Annotated in this window: 10 protein-coding genes; all 10 read left to right on the top strand. The window is 66.9% G+C overall.

What is annotated here, in order from left to right; genetic code table 11:
* Positions 1-497: 497 nt before the first annotated feature.
* Positions 498-2,081: a multicopper oxidase family protein gene (locus tag CFB34_RS18390; RefSeq protein WP_089439598.1), complete on the top strand. Its 1,584-nt coding sequence runs from the start codon at positions 498-500 to the stop codon at positions 2,079-2,081.
* A 68-nt stretch (positions 2,082-2,149) separates the two neighbouring features.
* Positions 2,150-3,799, top strand: coding sequence for a multicopper oxidase family protein (locus tag CFB34_RS18385; protein ID WP_089439599.1), 1,650 nt, complete (start codon positions 2,150-2,152; stop codon positions 3,797-3,799).
* Between the two features lie 17 nt (positions 3,800-3,816).
* Positions 3,817-12,690 carry a choice-of-anchor Q domain-containing protein gene (locus CFB34_RS18380; RefSeq protein ID WP_242808681.1) on the top strand — a complete coding sequence of 2,958 codons (8,874 nt, stop codon included), beginning with the start codon at positions 3,817-3,819 and terminating at the stop codon, positions 12,688-12,690.
* Entirely contained in the window at positions 12,687-13,190 is a 504-nt protein-coding gene (locus CFB34_RS18375; protein WP_089439600.1) for a hypothetical protein, read from the top strand. Before CFB34_RS18380 ends, CFB34_RS18375 begins: the two co-directional genes overlap by 4 nt.
* A gap of 63 nt (positions 13,191-13,253) precedes the next feature.
* Positions 13,254-14,093: an outer membrane lipoprotein-sorting protein gene (locus CFB34_RS18370; protein ID WP_089439601.1), complete on the top strand. Its 840-nt coding sequence runs from the start codon at positions 13,254-13,256 to the stop codon at positions 14,091-14,093.
* A gap of 5 nt (positions 14,094-14,098) precedes the next feature.
* On the top strand, positions 14,099-14,929 hold the full coding sequence (locus tag CFB34_RS18365) for a hypothetical protein (protein ID WP_089439602.1): 831 nt from the start codon (positions 14,099-14,101) through the stop codon (positions 14,927-14,929).
* The gene (locus CFB34_RS18360) at positions 14,926-16,614 is read left to right on the top strand and encodes a c-type cytochrome (protein WP_089439603.1); all 1,689 of its coding nucleotides are present in this window, start codon (positions 14,926-14,928) and stop codon (positions 16,612-16,614) included. The genes CFB34_RS18365 and CFB34_RS18360 overlap by 4 nt, the downstream gene beginning before the upstream one ends.
* A gap of 158 nt (positions 16,615-16,772) precedes the next feature.
* The gene (locus CFB34_RS18355) at positions 16,773-18,161 is read left to right on the top strand and encodes a cytochrome C (RefSeq protein ID WP_089440372.1); all 1,389 of its coding nucleotides are present in this window, start codon (positions 16,773-16,775) and stop codon (positions 18,159-18,161) included.
* A gap of 43 nt (positions 18,162-18,204) precedes the next feature.
* Entirely contained in the window at positions 18,205-18,876 is a 672-nt protein-coding gene (locus CFB34_RS18350) for a c-type cytochrome (RefSeq protein ID WP_089439604.1), read from the top strand.
* Between the two features lie 227 nt (positions 18,877-19,103).
* Complete coding sequence (gene ccsB, locus CFB34_RS18345) at positions 19,104-20,246, top strand: c-type cytochrome biogenesis protein CcsB (RefSeq protein ID WP_089440373.1); 1,143 nt, start codon at positions 19,104-19,106, stop codon at positions 20,244-20,246.
* Positions 20,247-20,348: the final 102 nt, after the last annotated feature.

The following is a 20,348-nucleotide window of genomic DNA, read 5'->3' as shown; positions in this document are numbered from 1 at the left end:
CGCAGTCTCTCAGGTTCTAGCACGGCCCTCGGAATGGCTAGAACTTTTTTAGCGCCACGGTCTCCGTGGCGCTTTTTTTTGCCCGTTTTCCGGCAACCGCCCGGTTTGCCGCGATCGAAGATCCGCTTCGTTGCAGCGCGGCCGGCACCGCTTGCCGCGTCCTGCACGATCCACCGCCACCCCCGCGATTTTAATTAATTTCTGCTATCGGGAAAATTCCGGCAATACGTCGACGGTCGTCGTGCGTGTTGCATCGGACAAACCCTGGGCCACGACGCGTCTGCCCGAACGTCGCACGTCCCCTCCGTGCGGAGCATGTCGCCCCTTCGCGTGCCGGAGCCCCCCTATGCAAAAGTAGGGGGGTGACCCATCCCGGCCAGCCGCGCACCTCTGCAGAATCCAGATACGGGCCGATGCGAAGACTTCGTCGGCCCGCGTCCGCAGCACAGCATGACGTCCAGCCCGTATCGCTGGTTGACCCCTTGGATGGAGGTCATATGTTCCGTACCCGCGCGTGTTGCAGCAGTGTGGCGGCACTGTTGCTCCTGATGTGCGCCGTTCCCTCGTTCGCCCAGTCGTTCCGGGTCCAGTGCCCGTTCACCACGCCGTCGCACCCGACCGCGCTGGCGCCCGGTGTCGGCGAACCCGCTTACACGAAGCCGACCTATACCGGCCAGAATTCCACGTCGACCGGCGCGGTGAACGGCGCGATCAAGTGCCAGCAGATCTCGGGCGGCGACGGCTACGCCACGATGGCCAACGGCGTGCAGACCTACCTGTTCGCGTTCGGCCCGCTGTCCGGGCTCGCGGACATCAAGGCCGGGCTGCCGGGCACGCAGCTCGCGTCGGTGTTCAACACCGTCGGCGACCCCAGGACGGACCCGACCTACAACGGCGCGGTCGGTCTCGCGCCCGATCCGGATGCCGGCGGCGCGCTGACCGGCCACGTCGATCCGCGCCCGATCATGGACATCGGCGTGATGAACGGCAACCAGCCCGCGCCGATGATGGCGATCGACGAGGACGACGAGTTCTTCCTCACGCTCACGAACGTCGGGATGATCATGCGCCCCGACCTGTTCGAGAAGCATACGGTGCACTTCCACGGCTATCCGAACGCGTCGTCGTTCTATGATGGCGTGCCGGACGCGTCGGTCGCGATCAATATCGGCGCGAGCTTCACGTACTACTATCTCGCGCCGGATGCGGGTACCTATTTCTGGCACTGTCACATCACGCCGCCGGAGCACCTGCAGATGGGCATGGTCGGCCAGATCTACGTGCGGCCGCGCCAGGACCGGGTGCCGAAGGGCGTGTCGCTGTACGACGCGCTGATGACGCAGCAGTCGGACCTGCGCACGCGCTGCGGCAACGACATTCTGTGCTCGACGCCGGTGCCGCCGCAGAACAACGGCCTCGTGCGGGCGGCCAACGTCAACATTCCGCCGACCACGCCGGAGACGCTGTCGCTCTACGCATACAACGACGGCGACGGCTCGACCGCGTACGACGTCGAGTATCCGATCCAGATCCATGGCTTCGATCCGAACTTCCACTTCGTCGGCATGACGTTCAATCCCGAACCGTTCACCGACATGAAGGACAAGTTCTTCCTGCTGAACGGCCGCAGCTATCCGGACACGGTGACCCAAGGCGCGATGTCGACGCCCGCGTCCGACAGTGCGATGCATCCGTCGCAACCGCTGCCGACGCTGGTCAACATTCCGGCCGGCGGCCGCGCGCTGTTGCGGATCTCGGATCTCGACGTGACCGAATACCAGACGCTGGCGTCGCTCGGCATCCCGATGCACGTGATCGCGCTGAATGCCCGCATGTTGCGCGACATGGCCGGCAACAACATGGCCTACGACACGAACTCGATCACGCTCGGAGGCGGCGAGTCGCTCGACCTGATTCTCGACGCCAGCGACAAGACGAAGTACCACTCGGGCCAGATTTTCTACCTGTACACGCCGAACCTCGATCACCTGTCGAACGATCAGGAGAACTTCGGCGGCCTGATGACCGAGGTCCACATCTGCAGCGCCGTGGATCCGGTCACGAAGCATTGCACTCTTTGATGACCAGGGGCCGCCCGCATCATCGGGCGGGCCCCCGGCCGGGAAGTCCTGCCCTGAGGAGAAAAGCCGTGGGACACATCACTCATCATGCGTGGACCGCGACGCTCGCCCGTCTCGGACGGCTCGCACGCGTCGGTGTCGCGACGCTCGCCGCGTTGCTGTCGGTGCACGCGCACGCCGCCGCGCCGGGCATCACCGGCAAGGTCTTCAACCTCACGGCCCAGGAAGCGCGCATCACCCAGCCGGACGGCACGAGCGTCTATTCGTGGGGCTACGGCTGCGCGGCGACCAGCGCGACGCCGCTCGTCTTCTCGCCGTCGACGATCACCGGCGCGACCTGTCCGACGATGCAGATCCCCGGTCCGACGCTGATCGTCAGGCAGGGCGACATCATCACCGTGACACTCACCAACAACCTGCCGGCGGCAGCCGGCAACACGTCGATGCTGTTTCCCGGCTTCGTCGTGTGCACGGGCACCCTGAGCCCGGACGGCAAGACCTGCACCGGCACCTCCGGCGTTGCCGGGCTGCTCGCGCAGGAGGCGCAGCACGGCGCGACGGTCACCTACACGTTCGTCGCGGCGACGCCGGGCACGCATGCGTACTACAGCGGCACGCAGGGCGATCTGCAGATCGAGATGGGGATGTACGGCGCGATCATCGTGCTGCCGAATACGGCGGTCAACACGGCGGGCTGCATGGCGCTGCCGGATTCGGGCCGGCCGTTCGGCCAGCGCGATTTCCGCAACGCAGCGGCGGCATTCGACAACAGCGCCGCGTGCTATGACCGTGAGTATCTTTTTCAGTTCTCCGAAATGGATCCGCGCATCCATCAGCAGGCGGAGCAGCAGGTCGCGGCGAATACGTCGTGCACCAGGCCGACCGGCTGCATGACGGTCGAGACCGAGCCTTATCACCCGGCCTATTTCATGGTCAACGGCCGCTCGATGCCGGACGACATGGATCCGAACTACGCGCCGCAGTACCCGCACCAGCCGTACAACGGCAATCCGCACATGCATCCGGGCGAACTGGTGCTGCTGCGGATCATCGGCACCGGCCGCTGGCAGCATCCGTTCCACGAGCACGGCAACCACGTGCGCGTGCTGGCGCGCGACGGCAACCTGTTGCTCAGCCCGGTCGACCCGAACCACCCGGCGAACCCGCGGCTGCCGGCCGGCCCGCTGCTGTTCACGACCACCACGACGCCGGGCGCGACGATGGACGGGATTTTCTACTGGACCGGCAAGGGCCTGAACTGGGACGTCTACGCGCACTACCCGGGCGACGGCTCCGTCTGCGTGCCCGACGCGAACGGCTACTACACGACGGCGTCGAACCCGCCGGCGCCGCGCAACGCGCCGAACTACTACGAGTGGTGCCAGGACCACGGCAAGGCGCTCGAGAAGGCGCCGTTCGGCAAGGTCGCCAGCGGCGGGCCGGTCACGTTGCCGGACTCGAACATCCTGACGAACGGCTTCTGGTATGGCGGCAGTCCCTATCTCGGGCCGGACGCGACCGTGCGTGCGACGGCGCCGACCGGCACGTCGCCACCCAGCAACACGATCCTGAACCCGCCGGCGACGGAAGCAGGCTTCGCGTTCATGTGGCACTCGCATAACGAGCGCGAGATCACGACGAACAACATCTTCCCGGGCGGAATGATGATGATGATGCTCGTTGATCCTCCGGTATTTCCGATCGACGAATCCAATTAGGGGTGGGGAGAAAGACGATGAGATCCACCAAGCTCACGGCGACGCTCCTTGATCTGTTCAAGGCGGGGGTCGCGGCATCCATCTTGCTGACGGCAGGCGAAGCCTGTTTCGCGCAAGCGGTCGTCAATCTGACGGCGAAAGCGTCCACGGCGTTGATGCCGGACGGGCAGGCCGTGCCGATGTGGGGCTACAGCTGCACGCCGGCTGCCGTGGCGACGGTGCCGGCCGCGAATGCGACCTGCGCGGCGGCGAATCCGGCCGCCGGCGCGAACTGGTCGCCGGTGGTCGTCACCGTGCCGGCCGGGCAGCTGCAGATCAACCTGACGAACAACCTGCCCGCGCCCGTGCCGACCTCGCTCGTCATCGTCGGCCAGCTGGGCGGCGGTCTGGGCGACAAGCCGACGACCACGCCGAGCCCGGTCCATCCGACGCAGACCGCCACGACCTGGCCGATCGTCACGGCGACCTCGACCGCGCCGATGGCATCGTTCGTGCCGCCCGCGCAAGGGCCGCGCGTCCAGTCGTTCGGGACCGAGGTGGCGGCGTCGACCGATCCGAAATCGCACACGACGCTCACCTGGACCAATCTCAAGCCCGGCACCTACCTGCTCGAGTCGGGCACGCACCCGTCGATCCAGGGGCCGATGGGCCTCTACGGGGTGCTGGTGGTGAAGAGCCCGAGCGTCCCCAGCTCGACGTGCGCATCGACGAAACAGGCCTATCCGAATTCGGTGTCCTGCTATGACGCCGACGTGCCGCTCGTGATGAGCGAGATCGATCCGGTGCAGAACGCTGCTGTTGCCGCGGCCGTCGCGACCAAGGGCTTCAGCGAAACCGCCGCGTGGTCGGGGCAGCCCGGCGGATGCGGCGACTCGAAGTCGGTCACGTTTGGCACCTGCTATCCGCCGGTGGTGAACTACGATCCGCGCTACTACCTGATCAACGGCGTGGCCTTCGATCGCACCAACCCGAACGCGTCGGCTTTCCCGCCGAGCGCGATGGTGCCGCCGTCGACCGGGCAGGTGCTCGTGCGCCTGGTGAACGCCGGGCTGCGCATGCACGTTCCGGCCGTGGTCGGCGCGCAAACGGGCAATCCGTCCGTTCCGGGCTTCACGCTGATCGCCGAGGACGGCAACGTGATTCCCGGCGCCGCGCGCATCCAGAACGCCGTGTTCATGGCGGCCGGCAAGAGCTACGACGTGATGCTGAACGCGCCGGCCGCCGGTGCGATGCCGGTATACGACCGCGAGTTGAGCCTGTCGACCAACAACATGCGCGATGGCGGGATGCAAGGCTACATCGCGGTCAACAACGCCCAACCGTCGGCGACTGCCGGCATCGGCGAAACGCCGACCGCCGCGGGTGCGAACTATTACTTCGTGCCGGGCACGACGCTGACCGTGTCGGATCCGGCCAAGGGCGTGATCGCGAGCGACTCCGGCGTGTACGGCGTGAAGGTCCAGACGCCGCCCGCGAGCGGCACGCTCACGTTGAACACCGACGGTACGTTCACGTATCTATCGAGTAGCAGTGCGAACGACAGTTTCGTCTATCAGTCGACCAACGGCACGCCGCCGGTGACGGCGAAGGTGACGTTGACCGCCTGCACCACGAGCAACAAGTGCCTGTCGGTCCCGACGGCCGGCAATGCGAGTTTCGCGAGCAACATCGCGTCGCAGATCCAGGTCGGCGCACCGGGCGTGCTCGCCAGCGCGAACGATCCGGCCGGGTTGCCGCTCACCGCGCAAATCGTCGCGTCGAGCGCGACGAACGGCACCGTGACGCTGAATCCGGACGGCTCGTTTACCGCGGTGCCGTCGACGCCGCGGGTCGGCAACGGCGCGGCCGCGCAGACGATGACGTTCCAGTACAAGGTCACCAATACGCAGATGCAGACGAGCGCGAATGCAGGGACGGTGACCGTGACCTTCAATCCCGGCAGCGGGCTGGTCGTGAACGTGATGGACGCGCCGAGCATGGCGCCGGATGCGACCGCGCCGAACAAGGCGGTCAAGCTCACCGACTATCGCTGGATCATCGAGGAAGACCGCACGATGCAGATCGATCCGGCCTGCCAGGTGAATTCCGCGACGGGGCGGCCGGCGAACTGCCCGCCGCTGCCGGTCCCGAGCCTCGGCACGAACTTCCACACGAGCTACATGCCGGTGGTGGCGTCGGGCTGCGTCGGCACCGTCGCATGCGAATCCGGCCAGACCGTGTACGACCCGGTGTCCAACACGCACGTGGCGACCGTATGCGACGTCGGCAACGGCGTGTGCCGCACCGGCCCGAACGTCTCGCAACAGGCGCCGGTCGATCCGAAGTACGTGGCGCTCGATCCGACCAAGCATTACTACATCTCGATCCTGCCGGGCGATGCCGGTAACACGTTCACGAACGGCGGCGGCGTGTCGCCGGACGGCAAGCGGCCATTCAGCATCGCGCTCGACTGCCCGTCGGGCCCGAGCGGCGCCGATTTCGCGCCGGGCACCGGCAAGTGCGGCCACAGCATGGGCGGCGCGCCGATTGCGCCCGCGCAGGTCGCGGCGGCAAAGGCCGGACAGACCGGTGCGGGACAGGCCGGGCAGCTCAACGTGCTGTTGACGGAAACGCCGTACCAGACCGCGAAGCTGTCGGTGTTCGTGTTCGAGGACGATGCGCCGCTGAACGGCGAAGTGGACGTCAGCGGCGGGTCCGACGGATTCGGCACCGCACGCGAGCCGGGGCTCGGCGGATTCGAGATCAAGCTCTGGGACGATGCGGGCGGCACCGGCGACCCGACCGGACAGATGACCTACGACATGTTCAACATGCCGCTGTCGAATTCGCTGCAAGGCACCGTCGATCCGCTCACCGGGCTCAATGCGTGTCCGATCTCGACGGCGACCGACGGCCTGGTCGGCATGATTCCGACCTGCCCGAAATACGAATCGGACGGCAAGACGCTGTCGCCGCTCGTCGGCCAGGCCATCATCGCCAACCTGATGCCGGGCCGCTACGGCGTGATCGCGACACCGGCGGCCGACCGGATCGGCCGCGGCGAGGAGTGGCTGCAGACCAACACGCTCGACGGACAGAAGGCGCACGACGCGTTCATCAAGGTCGGCGGCCCCGCGTACTTCCAGGAGTTCGGGCCGGCCGGCTATCACGTGTCGATCGGCTTCGCGAATCCGAAGATCATCAACGCGCGCAGGACCAACGCGGCCAAGACCGGGATATGCGACACCGGTCCGTGCCCGAACACGCTCACGGGCCGCGTGACGAACCTGCACTACAGCCGCCCGCCGAACGAGAACCTGTACAGCAGCGGTTCGCGCGATTCGCTGGCGTTCTCGCAATGCTATGTGAGCGTCGGCGATCCGGACAGCGAGGACTACGGCTTCACGAAATGCGACAGCCAGGGCCGGTTCACGATCAGCGGCTTGCCGAGCGGCACGACCCGCATCACCGTGTTCGATCAATGGAACGACCAGATCGTCGACGGGCTGGCCAAGGCGGTCCAGTTGCCCGCGGCCAACGGGAGCACGACGGTCGACGTCGGCGACCTGTCCGTGCTGCAGTGGCATACGAACCTCTATACGCGGACCTTCATCGACCTGCACGGCGACGGCGTCTCGCATCCTGACGACCCCGGCATCGCGCTGGCATCGGTCAACATGCGGTTCCGCGACGGCAGCTTCTCGAACTTCAACGCGACCGACGGCAATGGTTACGCGCCGTTCAACGAAGTGTTTCCGCTGTTCAACTGGTATGTGGTCGACGACGACCTGACGCGCTTCAAGTCGACCGGCACGCACGTGGTGTACGACGCGGGCGGTCCGGTGGACGGCACCGGCGCTGCCGGCAGCGGGCACTCGACGGTGGCCGCGTACTTCGCGAACACGGCCGAAACCGTGCCGCTGCCGTCGAACCTGCATGTGCCGGGCGCCCGGTATTGCGCGGACGCGGACTGCGCGTCGACCGGCAGCGGCTCGACCGGGCGGGTCGATCCGCCCTGGACGGGCACGGAGGCATGGCAGGGCTTCTCCGGCCAGAACTCGTTCATCGAGTACGGCAAGACGCCGTTCGCGAAGGGCGAGAACGGCGGGATACGCGGCGAGGTGATCTACGCGTCGACGCGGCCGTTCGACGATCCGACGCTGCTGATCCACACGAAGTGGACACCGAACGTGCCGAACGTCACGGTCAACCTGTACCAGGAGGGCACGGCCACGGACGGCACGACCAACCTGACGCTGGTGGACACGACCAAGACGGCGAGCTGGGACGACTGGGCGCAGGGCTTCCGCGCGGACGGCGTGACGCCGAACATGAACTGCCCGGGCCAGGATCCGAACGACCCGTTCTACTTCACGCTGAAGAACAGCACCAACTGGCTCGATCCGCAACATCGCCAGCTGCCCGCGAACGCACAGTACAAGTGCTACGACGGCATGCACGCGTTCAACCAGATCCAGCCGGCGCCGTATGACGGGATGTACAAGTTCCCGAGCGTGACCGCGACGGATGCGAACGGCAAGCCGGTCGCGTCGAACTGCACGATCTGCGTCGGGAAGAACCCCGTCGACGGCACGCCGATGCTGCCGGCCGGCAAGTACGTGGTCGAGATCATCGTGCCGCCGGGCTACGAACTGGTGAAGGAGGAAGACAAGAACATCCTGATCGGCGACAACTACATCGCGCCCGTGACGCAGCAGTTCGCCGGCATCGGCGCGGTCTTCATCCTGCCCGACCAGGCCGCCGTGAACTCGACGTACAACAAGAACAACCCGCAGAACCCGACCACGAACCTCGGTTCGACGCCCCATGCCGAAGGCGACACCGGCAGCGTCGAGCGGTTCTGGCCGTGCGTCGGCGAGCTGCGCATCGTGCCGGACTACATGAGCCTGTTCCCGGGATCGAAGGAAGTCGCGCCGTTCGCGGGTGCATCGCGGCATCTGTGCGATCGCAAGGAGGTGATGCTGACCGACGAGGAATCGGTGCTCGCGAAGTTCTGGATTTTCAGCTCGACGCACGTCGCGGCGCACTACACGGGCTTCATGCTCGACGACTTCTCGTCGGAGTTCGACCCGTATTCGCCGCAGTTCGGCGAGAAGTTCGCCGTGCCGAACGTGCCGATCTCGTTCAAGGATTTCTCCGGCAACGAAACCTCGCGCACCTATACGGACCAATGGGGCATCTACAACGGGCTGACGTTCTCGACCTGGGAAGTGAACCCCCCGAACCCGACCGGGTATGCGCCGACGATGATGGTCGCGTGCATGAACGATCCGGGCCCGATCCCCGATCCGCAGCACCCCGGCAAGACGATTGCCGATCCGCTGTACAACCCGGCATACAGCCAGTTCTGTTACGAGATTCCGTTCATGCCCGGACAGACGCAGTACATGGATACGCCGGTGGTGCCGGTGCAGTCCTTCGCGGACGGCTATAACCAGCCCGACTGCGCGTATCCGGATGCGACGCCGGCGATCTCGAGCGTGACCGGCGATGCGATCGGCGCCGGCGCGGGCCCGTGGGTCAGCGCGCCCGGCAAGCAACTGACGATCAACGCGCTGGGCGACCAGCAGGTGGTGAACCACGCGTATACCGGACCGAGCCAGACCACGGCGCCGTTCAACCAGAAGTTCATCACGCGCCACTACGGCTTCGGCGCGACGCAGGGCACCGGCTCGGTCACGATCGCGGGCGTCAATGCGACGGTCGTGTCGTGGAGCGACTCGAAGATCGTGGTGCTTGCGCCCGACCTGAGCCTTCCGTCGCTCCCGTCGCTGAAGGTGCCGTCGACCTGCACGATCCAGCAGATGGGCGCACCCGCGACGCAGTGCGGCGAGCTCGTAATCACGGCCGGCAACGGCAAGCGGTCGATCGATGCGGTCACGGTGACGATCGGCGGCAAGGCGCCGACCTACGTGAGCGGCGAGAACGGCGCGAGCAATGCGCTCCAGACGGCGATCAACAATGCGAGCGCGGGCGACATGATCGTCGTCGGTCCGGGCACGTACAACGAGATGCTGGTGATGTGGAAGCCGGTGCGGCTGCAAGGCGTGGGTGCCGCGTCGGTGACGATCAATGCGAATACGCATCCGTCCGGCAAGCTCGATCCGTGGCGCAGGCTGATCGCGTGCCTGTTCGGCACGTCGCTGAACGGCGGGGTGATTTCGGCCACGTACGACCCGACGAAGCCGATCTCGTCGACCAACAACCCGTACGATCCGTCAGGCACCTACCAGTGCCCGGTGCAGATGCAGGGGCACGTGGATCCGATTCCGTTCGAGCCGACCGTCGGCTGGGACAGCAATCAGAACGGCAACCTGGGCGAGCTGCTGATCGAGCCGTCGCTGCTGGGCGCGTATGAAGGCGCGGGCATCACGGTGCTGGCCAAGGGGGTGCAGCCGAGCACGAACTGCACCGCGAACGGCATCTGCACGATGCTCACGGCGCACGACTGCACGACGGACCCGAACAACCCGAACTACGGCAACTTCCTGTGCAACCCGTCGCGCATCGACGGGGTCACGGTCACCAACAGCTCGCAGGGCGGCGGCGGGATCTTCCTGCACGGCTGGAACCATTACACGGAGGTATCGAACAACCGCGTGACCGGGAATGCCGGCACGCTGTCGGGCGGCATCACGGTCGGCCAGGTGGAAGTGCCGGACGGCAACATCGCCGCGGACGGCGTGACGCAGTTGCCGTTCATGTACAACACGTTCGTCAACGTTCACCACAACGCCGTCACGGCAAACGCGTCGTATGGCGACGAGATCAACTCGACCACGCCATCCTCGGCCGGCGGCGTGACGCTGTGCTCGGGCGCCGACTACTACCGCTTCAACTACAACTGGGTCTGCGGCAACATGAGCAGCGGCGACGGCGGCGGCGTCTCGCACTTCGGGTTCAGCTACAACGGCGACCTGTCGCACAACGTGGTGTTGTTCAACCAGAGCAACAACCCGACGTTGCCGACGTATGGCGGCGGGATCATCGCGCAGGGGGTGCCGCCCGACGGCACGTTCTGCGAGAACTCGACCGTCGACGTCGATTGCGCGCCGCAGCTGTCCGACGGCATCGGCCCGAATCTCGTGATCGACGGCAACCTGATCATGGGCAACACGGCGGAAAGCGGGAAGGGCGGCGGCCTGCGGCTGCAGAACGTCAACGGCACGGACGTGCAACGCAATCTCGGCAATCCGAACAACTGGTACCAGGTGCGCGTGATCAACAACATCATCGCGAACAACGTGGCCGGCTGGTCGGGCGGCGGCGTGTCGCTGCAGGATGCGGTGCGCGTCAGCTTCATCAACAACACGGTGATCGCGAACGATGCGACGGCGTCGGCGGGCGTGCTCTTCAATACGCCGGCCGCGTCGCAGTCGAACGTGGCGCCGCCGGGATGCACGAGCAGCACGACCAGCGCGGACTCGACCTGCACGAGTTTCATCGAGACATCGACGCAGCAGCCGGCCGGGCTGGAGACGACGACGCATACGCAGAACCTGATGGCGGCGTTCGTTCCGCCCGCGGGTTTCACGGGGCAAGTCACCTGTCCCGCGAACGCGCCGAACTGCACGAAGTTCTCGAATCCGGTGCTGAGCAACAACCTGTTCTGGCAAAACCGCTCGTTCTACATCTCGGTGAGTGCGCAGCCGAACCCGAACATACCCGGCTTGCAGAACGCGGTCACGCTGAACCCGGTGCTGAACCAGAAGGGGCAATCGACAGGCTTCTGCGTAACGGGCGGCGCGACCCCGCCGTTCTACTGGGACATCGGCGCGTACGGCGACACCGGGCCGGCCAATCACCAGTCCGGGCTGACCATGAACCCGCAGTACTCGATCATGACCAGCACGGCCGGCTACGACGCGACCAACAAGGCAGCGGACCCGCAGACGACCAGCCAGTACTGCAACGGCTCGCGGGTGCCGCCGGAAGCCGGCGGGAACGGCTTTGCCGTACCGCCCGGGATCGCCGACGCGGTGTTGCCGAACCCGTTGTTCGGGCTGATGCCGTCGGCCACGCCCGATGAAGGCAACCAGTGGATCAACATGTCGTACGGGCCGCTGTCGCTGTCCAACGAGGCGCTCCAGCCGGGCAGTGCCGGCTACAACGTGATGATGGGCAACTACTCGATCAAGGGCACGTCGCCGGCGATCGGGGCGGCCACCGCGAACGGCGCGCCGAATCACGACATCTTCGGCACGCCGCGGCCGCAAGCCAACGGCTACGACATCGGCGCGGTCGAGTACGTCGCGCCTGGCCTGCTCGGCGGGCTGCTCGGCGGCGGTACGCCGATCGACCCGCTCGCATTGGGGAGCCAGCCGACCGGCCTGGCCGCGCTGATCCCCGGAGGCGGCGGAATTCCGGGCGGCGGTGGCATCCCGGGTGTCGGCGGTATTCCGGGCGGCGGTGGCATCCCGGGCGGCGGTGGAATTCCGGGTGTCGGTGGCATCCCGGGCGGCGGCGGCATCCCGGGCGGTGGTGGCATCCCGGGCGGCGGTGGAATTCCGGGTGTCGGTGGCATCCCGGGCGGTGGAGGCATCCCGGGCATCGGCGGCATCCCGGGGATCGGCGGAATCCCGGCCATCTTCAGCCGTAACGTGCCGCTGCCGCCGATCAAGGCGCCGGCGCTGAGGCGGCCGCTGGCAGGGGCGCGGCTGGCTCCGCCGGCGACCCGGCCGCTGCCGGCCGGCGCGTTGGCTCAGTCTCCGGCGCTGGCGCGGCCGCAATCGGCTGCGCTGCTGCAGGCCCCGGCCCGGACGCCGCCGCGCGCCCGCACGCAGACGCCCGGGCAGTTGCCGGCGCAGACACGCGCGCAGCCGCCCGTGCGGCTACCGGCGCCGACCCCGGCGCAGGCGCTACCCGCGCCGCTCACGGGAGCGATGCAATGAAACGGGCGGCCGTCCGTGCGGCATCGATGCTGCTGCTCGCGGGCGCTGCCTGCCTCGCCGCGGTCCGGCCTCAGCCGGCCGCGGCCGGGCAGGATGCGCCGGCCGGACCCGGGGCCATCCGGCACTCGCCGTACCTGCCGGTGAGCCTGCCGCGGCAGGCGAAGGCCTACTACCAGATGGCGAAGGGCATCGACAACTTGCACGTGCGCAGCACCGCGTCCGGCAACCTGATCCGTTTCAGCTACCGCGTGACCGATCCCGACAAGGCGCGGCTGCTCGGCGACACGAAAGCGACCGTCTATCTGTACGGCGAAACGAGCCACGCAATGCTCGTGATTCCGGTGATGGACCAGATCGGCGCGCTGCGGCAGACCGGTCAGCTCGAGACCGGACGCGAATACTGGATGGTGTTTTCCAACAAGGGAGGGCCGATCAAGCGCGGCGAACGGGTCAGCATCCTGATCGATTCGCTGCACATCGACGGGCTGGTGGTCGAGTAATCACATACATGCGCATGCCGCCGCGCATCGGCAACGGGCGGCCTGCATGCGGGGAGAGCAGTCATGAACCGGTTTCTTTTCAAGTCGATTTCGGCGGCGTGTGCCGCCGGCTTGTTGACTTGCGGCCAGGTCGCATCCGCGGCCTCGGCGGCGGGGAATGCGCAGGAGGCGTCGGCGTCGCACATGGATGCGGCGCAGATCGCCGAGCGCAATGCGGCGGCCCGTGGCGGGCTGCAGGCGTGGCGGGCGGTGTCGTCGATCAGGATGACGGGGCAGCTCGATGCGGGCGGCACGAAGAACGTCAGGCTGCCGTTCACGCTGACGTTGAAGCGCCCGCGCAAGAGCCGGCTCGAAATCCAGTTCGAGCAGCAAACGGCGCTGCAGGTGTACGACGGCTCGCAGGGCTGGCTGGTCCGGCCGTACCTCGGCCGCAACGACGTCGAGCCGTATACGCCGGCGCAACTCAAGTCCGCCGCGTCATCGGCCGAACTCGACGGGCCGCTGATCGACTACGCGGCCAAGGGCACCACGATCCAGGCGCTCGGCACGGAGCAGGTGGAAGGGCACCGCGCGTATGTGCTGAAGCTGACGTCGAAGGAGGGCGCGACGCGCCGCCTGTGGGTCGACGCGTCGAGCTTTCTCGAACTGAAGATCGACGGCGAGCCGCGCGTGCTGGACGGCAAGACGCACAGCGTCGCCGTGTTCTATCGCGACTACCGGAAGGAGAACGGCCTCGTCATGCCGCACACGCTCGAGACCGTCGTGAGCGGCGTCAAGGGCGCGCACCGGATCACGATCGAGCATGTCGCGCTCAACGAGCCGGCCGACGACGGGATGTTCGGCAAGCCGCCGCTCACCTTCGCGAAGGCGCCGAGTCACCCGGCCGAGACCCGGACGAGGTGACCACCATGGGACGGATCGGATCGTGGGTGCTCGCCGGCTGCGCGATGGCGGCCTTGTGCGGGTGCGAGCAATTGCCGGGGCAGGGCCTCGGCGTGGACCAGATCGTCGAGAAGAACATCGCGGCGAGAGGCGGGCTCGACGCGTGGCGCAAGGTCCAGACGATGGTCTGGTCGGGCCATGTGGACAGCCCGAACGCGCCCGTGCGCAACATGCCGTTCGTCCTGGCGATGAAGCGCCCGAACAAGACGCGCTTCGAGATCACCGTGCTCAACCAGAAGGCCGTGCGCGTGTTCGATGGCCGCGAAGGCTGGAAGCAGGCCGCGAGCGGCAGCGCCGGCGTGCGGCCGTATACGCCGGGCGAGCTGCTGTCCGCGCGCGACGAGCAGGTGATCGACGGCCCGCTGTTCGATCACGATGCGAAGGGCATCGGCGTGACGCTGGAGGGCGTCGACCCGATCGGCGGGCACGATGCATACCGCCTGGCGGTGAAGTTGCCGTCCGGCGCGGTACGGCATGTGTGGATCGACGGGCGGAGCTTCCTGGACGTGAAGGCCGACCGCCAGGTGCGCGGGCCGAGCGGCCCGCTCACGGTGGAGGTGAACTACGGCAACTTCAAGCTCATCGACGGCCTGCAAATCCCGCTCAGGATCGAGAGCGGAACGGCGGCCTCGCCGACCAAGGACACGCTGATCATCGACAAGGTGTCGCTGAATCCGCCGCTCGACGACGCGCTCTTCGGCCGGCCCGTATCGCCGGGCGGACGCCGTGCGGCGTCGATCGATGCACGCGTATCGGCGGCCCCGCCGGGCGTGGCCCGGCCGACGGCACGGCCATGAACGGCATCCGGGGGCGAGCGCGCGCCCTCGCGGCGGCGTGGCCGCCGGTCTCGCGCGGGCGGCTGGCGCGGTGGGTGGTGCTGGCCGCGCTGTGCGCAAGCGCGGGCCACGCGATCGGCGGCGAGCCGGCGGCACCCGTCGTGCCCGCGGACGCGGGAGAAGCCCTCTTCCAGCGTGGCATCCTCGGTTCCGGTGCGCCGCTCGAAGCCGTGCATCAGGACGGCGTGCGCCTGCAAGGCGCCGCTGCCGCCTGCGTCAATTGCCATCGGCGCAGCGGGCTGGGCTCGAAGGAGGGCAACACCACCATCCCGCCGATCACGTGGCGCTACCTGGTGCATCCGCGCGCGCAGACCGCCGAGGATCTCGACATCCCGTACGTTCCGGGCATGCGCACCGATCGCGAGCCGTACACGGAAGAGCGGCTCGCGCGCGCCGTGCGCGACGGAATCGACCCGGAGGGCAGGCCGCTCGGCAGACTGATGCCGCAATACGCGCTCGGCGACGCCGACATGGCCGCGCTGACCGGCTATCTGCAGCGTCTCGATCGCCGCCCGCCGTCGGGCGTGACGGACACGGTGCTGCATTTCGCGACGATCGTCACGCCGGACGCGGACCCGGTGAAGCGGGCGGGCATGCTCGACGTCCTGCAGCACTACTTCGCGGACAAGAACGCGTTTCCGTTCGGCACGACGCCGCCGCTGCGTTCCACGCGAAAAATGATGTTCATGGTCAATCGCCGCTGGGAACTGCACGTGTGGGAACTGAACGGGCCGCCGGACACGTGGCGCGCGCAGTTGACGCAGTTTCTCGCCCGACAGCCGGTGCTGGCCGTGGTGTCGGGGCTCGGCGGCAGGAACTGGGCGCCCGTTCACGACTTCTGCGAGGCGCAGGCCGTGCCCTGCCTCTTTCCGAACGTCGAGGTGCCGGTCGAAGCCGATCACGATTTCTATTCGGTGTACTTCTCGCGCGGCGTGCTGCTCGAGTCGGACCTGATCGCGAAGCGCGTGCTGGACGAAGTCGGCGCGCGGCCGGTGAAGACGGTCAGGCAAGTCTATCGCGCCGGCGACAACGGCGAGCGCGGCGCTCAGGCGCTCGCCGCCGCGCTGAAGGCACGCGGCATCGCGGTGTCGAATCATGCGCTCGCACCGCACGACGGCGTCGCGCGCGCGTTGCGCGGGATGTCGCGCAACGATGTGCTCGTGCTGTGGCTGAGGCCGCCCGATCTCGCGGCGCTCGAGCATGTGCCGCCGACGGTGGACACCGTGTTCATGTCGGGGCTGCTCGGCGGGCTCGACAGCACGCCGCTGCCGACGAGCTGGCGTGCCGTCACGCGCGTTGCCTATCCGTTCGACTTGCCCGAAGGGCGGCGCGTGCGCGTCGACTACGCGTTCGGCTGGTTCACGATCCGGAAGATTCCGATGGTCGCGCCGCAGGTGCAGGCGGATACCTATCTCGCGTGCGGCCTGCTCGCCGAGACGCTGAGCCACATGGTCGACGCGTTCGTGCGCGAGTATCTCGTCGAGCGCATCCAGGACATGCTCGAACGCCGCATCCTGACCGGCTACTACCCGCGCCTGACGCTCGCGACCGGGCAGCGCTTCGCGTCGAAGGGCGGCTATATCGTCCGGTTCGCCGGGCCGGACCGCACGAAGATCTCCGCCGACGGAGACTGGATCGTTCCCTGAGCCGTCGCGCGCCTTCGGATGGAGTAGGAAACAGGCCACGTATGGAGGGAGTCGCCCCATGTCGGTTTCGATGCACGCATCGCACACTGAAGACATCGTGCGACATGGCGATGTCGCGCCGGAGCATCGCGGCATACGATGCGGGGAGGGAAACCGTCATGACAACGTTCCTGGCCGGCCATGGTGTTCGACATCGCCGGGCACGTCGCGGCTGGCTGGCCGCGCTCGCGGTGCTCGCGTTGCTGCAATTGCCGGTCGCGCACGCGTTGCCGATCTTCGCGCGCCAGACCGGGCAGAGCTGCGTCGCGTGCCATGCCGGCGGACAGTTTCCGGAACTCACGCCGTACGGGCGCATGTTCAAGCTGAACGGCTACACGTTCGGCGAACGCACGATTCCGCTGGCCGCGATGGCGATTGGCGACCTGAGCAAGACGCGCTACAACAGCGACTCCAACGGCGCGCCGATCAACCCCAAGGACGGCCTGCCGATCTTCGACTTCGCGAGCGTGTTCCTCGCCGGGAAGATCACCGACCATCTCGGCGGCTTCGCGCAGTTCACCTACATCGCCCACGATCATCAGGACGGCGACGGGCGATGGAAAGGCCACTGGACGTCGGACAATACCGACTTCCGCTTCGTCGACCGGATCATGACGTCGGCGAACGACCTGATCGTCGGCCTGACGGTGCACAACAACCCGACCGTGCAGGACGTATTCAACACCGCGCCGGCATGGGGATACCCGTACGTCTCGTCGACCATCAGCCCGGTGGCGAAGATCCAGAACCTGCCCTTGCTCGAAAGCGGGGCGCTCGCGACGCAGGCGGTCGGCACCGGCGCCTACCTGTACTGGAACAGCCTGCTGTACGCGGAGCTGACCACCTACAGCACCGCGGACGGCATCTGGTCGTTCCTGAGCCACGGGAACAGCGAAGGGAACCCGAATCACCCGCAGATCTATCTGCGCGGCTACAACCCGTATGCGCGCATCGCGCTGACTCACGAGTGGGGGCCGCATAGCGTGATGGTCGGTGCGTTCGGCTTCAGCGTCGACGTCTACCCGCACGACGCGAACAATTTCCCGATTTTCGGAACCGGCGTCACGCGTTTTCGCGACTATGGTCTCGACGCGCAATACGAGTATCTGCTGGAGCCGCACACGATCACTGCGCAGGCGCGCTACGTGCGGGAGAACATTCACGATCCGAACAATTTCGTCGTGAGCGACAACACCTCCGCGAACCTGAATTCGCTGCGGCTCAAGGCGTCGTACGTTTTCCAGGCCAAGTACGGCGTCAGCCTGTCGTTCTTCAATACGACGGGCACGGCCGACAGCGCGGCCTACGCGGCGAGTGCGAACTTCCATCCGAATACGCAGGGCTGGACGCCGGAAATATTCTGGATGCCGGATCAACACGTGCGCGTCGGCATCCAGTACACGCACTTCACCAAGTACCTCGGCGCGACGACCAACTACGACGGCAACGGACGCAATGCGAGGGACAACGATACGTTGTTCGTCTATCTATGGCTCGCTTCGTTCTGACATTCGGCGGGGCGGCGGATATTACGGCAGGGAGAGCGCTGACATGAACAAGGTGACCCATTTCGCTTGGCTCGCGCTGGTGCTGGCGGCATCGGGTTGTCACGACCTGGAGCGGTCGCGGGAAGTCGATAATCCGGCCGTATCGGGCAGGACCATCGCGCTGCAGGTGTGCTCGAACTGCCACGGCGCGACCGGCGTGTCGGTGTCGCCGATGTTTCCGAAGCTCGCCGGACAGCGCAAGGAATACCTCGTCGACCAGTTGACCGACTTCAAGCATCACGCGCGTGCCGATCCGAATGCGAAGCGCTACATGTGGGGATTCACGCATCTCACCGATGCGCAGATCGACGAGATCGCCGACTATTTTTCTGGCCAGCCGCCGGTCCTCGGCGCGTCCGACGATCACGCGCTGCTCGATGCGGGCAAGGCGATCTTCGTGTCGGGGTTGCCCGACAAGGGCGTGTCGGCGTGTGTCGGGTGTCATGGCCAGCATGGCGAGGGCATGAGCCGGTTCCCGCGGCTCGCCGGCCAGCACGCGGACTACGTGCTGAAGCAACTGAGGGTGTTCCGGGAAACCGATTCGCGGCCGCGCGGTGCTGTCATGAAATCGGTGTGCGCGAACATGACCGAGCAGGACATGCGTGCCGTCGCGGCGTACGTCGAGGCGTTTCCGCTGGAAGCCGACGCACCGGCGAGCCCGGCGGCCGAGCAATGAACACGCGCCGCTGAATCGGCGTCGCGTGCGGCGGGTGCCGCGCAGCGGACAGACGAACGGCGACGGCGGCGACCATTTGGGTGTCTCGTCTTCCCCGGGGCGGGGCACCTTCTTTTAAAACGGGCAGTTCCACTCCGGTGAAGCACATGAAGGCCATTCAATCCCCACGCGGCGGCATGGCGTCCGTCGCCGCGTCGCTGCAGCGGCGACTTCGTGCGCCGGCCGCGATGCGCTCGCGCCAGCCGGATCACGACCGCGCGTTCCTCGCGCGCCTGTCGTTGCTCGACTGGCTGTTCGCCCTGGCGCTCGTGGTGGGCGCGGGCCATGCGCTCGTGCACTACCACGCGCACATGGATGACTACGACAAGGCGGTGATGATCGGCACCGTGCCGGCGCTCATCGCGCTCGGCTGGCGCTGGAAGCCCGCACGGCTGATGATGGCGTCGATCGCCGTGCTGGCACTGCTGTCGATCCAGATCTACCAGGGCGATCTCGCGCGCGCCGATTCGGCGTTCTTCCTCAAATACTTCCTGTCGAGCCAGTCGGCGATCCTGTGGATGAGCGCGCTGTTCGTGCTCGCGACGATCTTCTACTGGATCGGCTTGCTCGCGCGCTCGGCGTCGGGCTCCGCGATCGGCCAGAAGCTCACGTGGGTCGCCGTGCTGATGGGCTTCACCGGCCTGATGGTGCGCTGGTACGAGTCCTACCTGATCGGTTCGGACGTCGGGCACATTCCGGTATCGAACCTGTATGAAGTGTTCGTGCTGTTCAGCCTGATCACCGCGCTGCTCTATCTGTATTACGAAGGCCACTACGGCACGCGCGCGCTCGGCGCGTTCGTGCTGCTGGTGATCAGCGCGGCCGTGGGCTTCCTGATGTGGTACTCGGTCGCGCGCGACGCGCAGCAGATCCAGCCGCTCGTGCCGGCGCTGCAGAGCTGGTGGATGAAGATCCACGTGCCGGCGAACTTCATCGGCTACGGCAGCTTCGCGCTGTCGGCGATGGTGTCGGTCGCGTACCTGATGAAGGAGCGCGGCGTGCTCGCCGATCGCCTGCCGACGCTCGACGTACTTCACGACGTGATGGTCAAGTCGATCACGGTCGGTTTCGCGTTCTTCACGGTCGCGACGATCCTCGGCGCGCTGTGGGCCGCGGAAGCATGGGGCGGCTACTGGAGCTGGGACCCGAAGGAAACCTGGGCGCTGATCGTGTGGCTCAACTACGCGGCGTGGCTGCACATGCGCCTGATGAAGGGCCTGCGCGGCACGGTGGCCGCATGGTGGGCGCTCACGGGCCTGCTCGTGACGACCTTCGCGTTCCTCGGCGTCAACATGTTCCTGTCCGGGCTGCACAGCTACGGGCGGCTCTGAGGCGCGCGCGGCGGCGCCTACCGTGTTCTACCCATGCAGTTTGGCGAGCATTACCACTACAAGCCGGATGCGCGCCGAGCCAGAATGGTTCAACGGCGTATC

This window comes from Burkholderia sp. HI4860, assembly GCF_002223045.2.
In the GTDB taxonomy this organism is placed as follows: domain Bacteria; phylum Pseudomonadota; class Gammaproteobacteria; order Burkholderiales; family Burkholderiaceae; genus Burkholderia.
Note: the sequence above shows the minus strand (reverse complement) of the source record. Positions and strands in the feature narration are given on the sequence as shown.

Excerpts from the sequence above, each read along its gene's own strand:
- CFB34_RS18375 (WP_089439600.1), top strand. The coding sequence starts at position 12,687 with ATGAAACGGGCGGCCGTCCGTGCGGCATCGATGCTGCTGCTCGCGGGC.
- ccsB (WP_089440373.1), top strand. The coding sequence starts at position 19,104 with ATGCGCTCGCGCCAGCCGGATCACGACCGCGCGTTCCTCGCGCGCCTG.
- CFB34_RS18390 (WP_089439598.1), top strand. The coding sequence starts at position 498 with ATGTTCCGTACCCGCGCGTGTTGCAGCAGTGTGGCGGCACTGTTGCTC.
- CFB34_RS18360 (WP_089439603.1), top strand. The coding sequence starts at position 14,926 with ATGAACGGCATCCGGGGGCGAGCGCGCGCCCTCGCGGCGGCGTGGCCG.
- CFB34_RS18380 (WP_242808681.1), top strand. The coding sequence starts at position 3,817 with ATGAGATCCACCAAGCTCACGGCGACGCTCCTTGATCTGTTCAAGGCG.
- CFB34_RS18365 (WP_089439602.1), top strand. The coding sequence starts at position 14,099 with ATGGGACGGATCGGATCGTGGGTGCTCGCCGGCTGCGCGATGGCGGCC.
- CFB34_RS18370 (WP_089439601.1), top strand. The coding sequence starts at position 13,254 with ATGAACCGGTTTCTTTTCAAGTCGATTTCGGCGGCGTGTGCCGCCGGC.
- CFB34_RS18355 (WP_089440372.1), top strand. The coding sequence starts at position 16,773 with ATGACAACGTTCCTGGCCGGCCATGGTGTTCGACATCGCCGGGCACGT.
- CFB34_RS18350 (WP_089439604.1), top strand. The coding sequence starts at position 18,205 with ATGAACAAGGTGACCCATTTCGCTTGGCTCGCGCTGGTGCTGGCGGCA.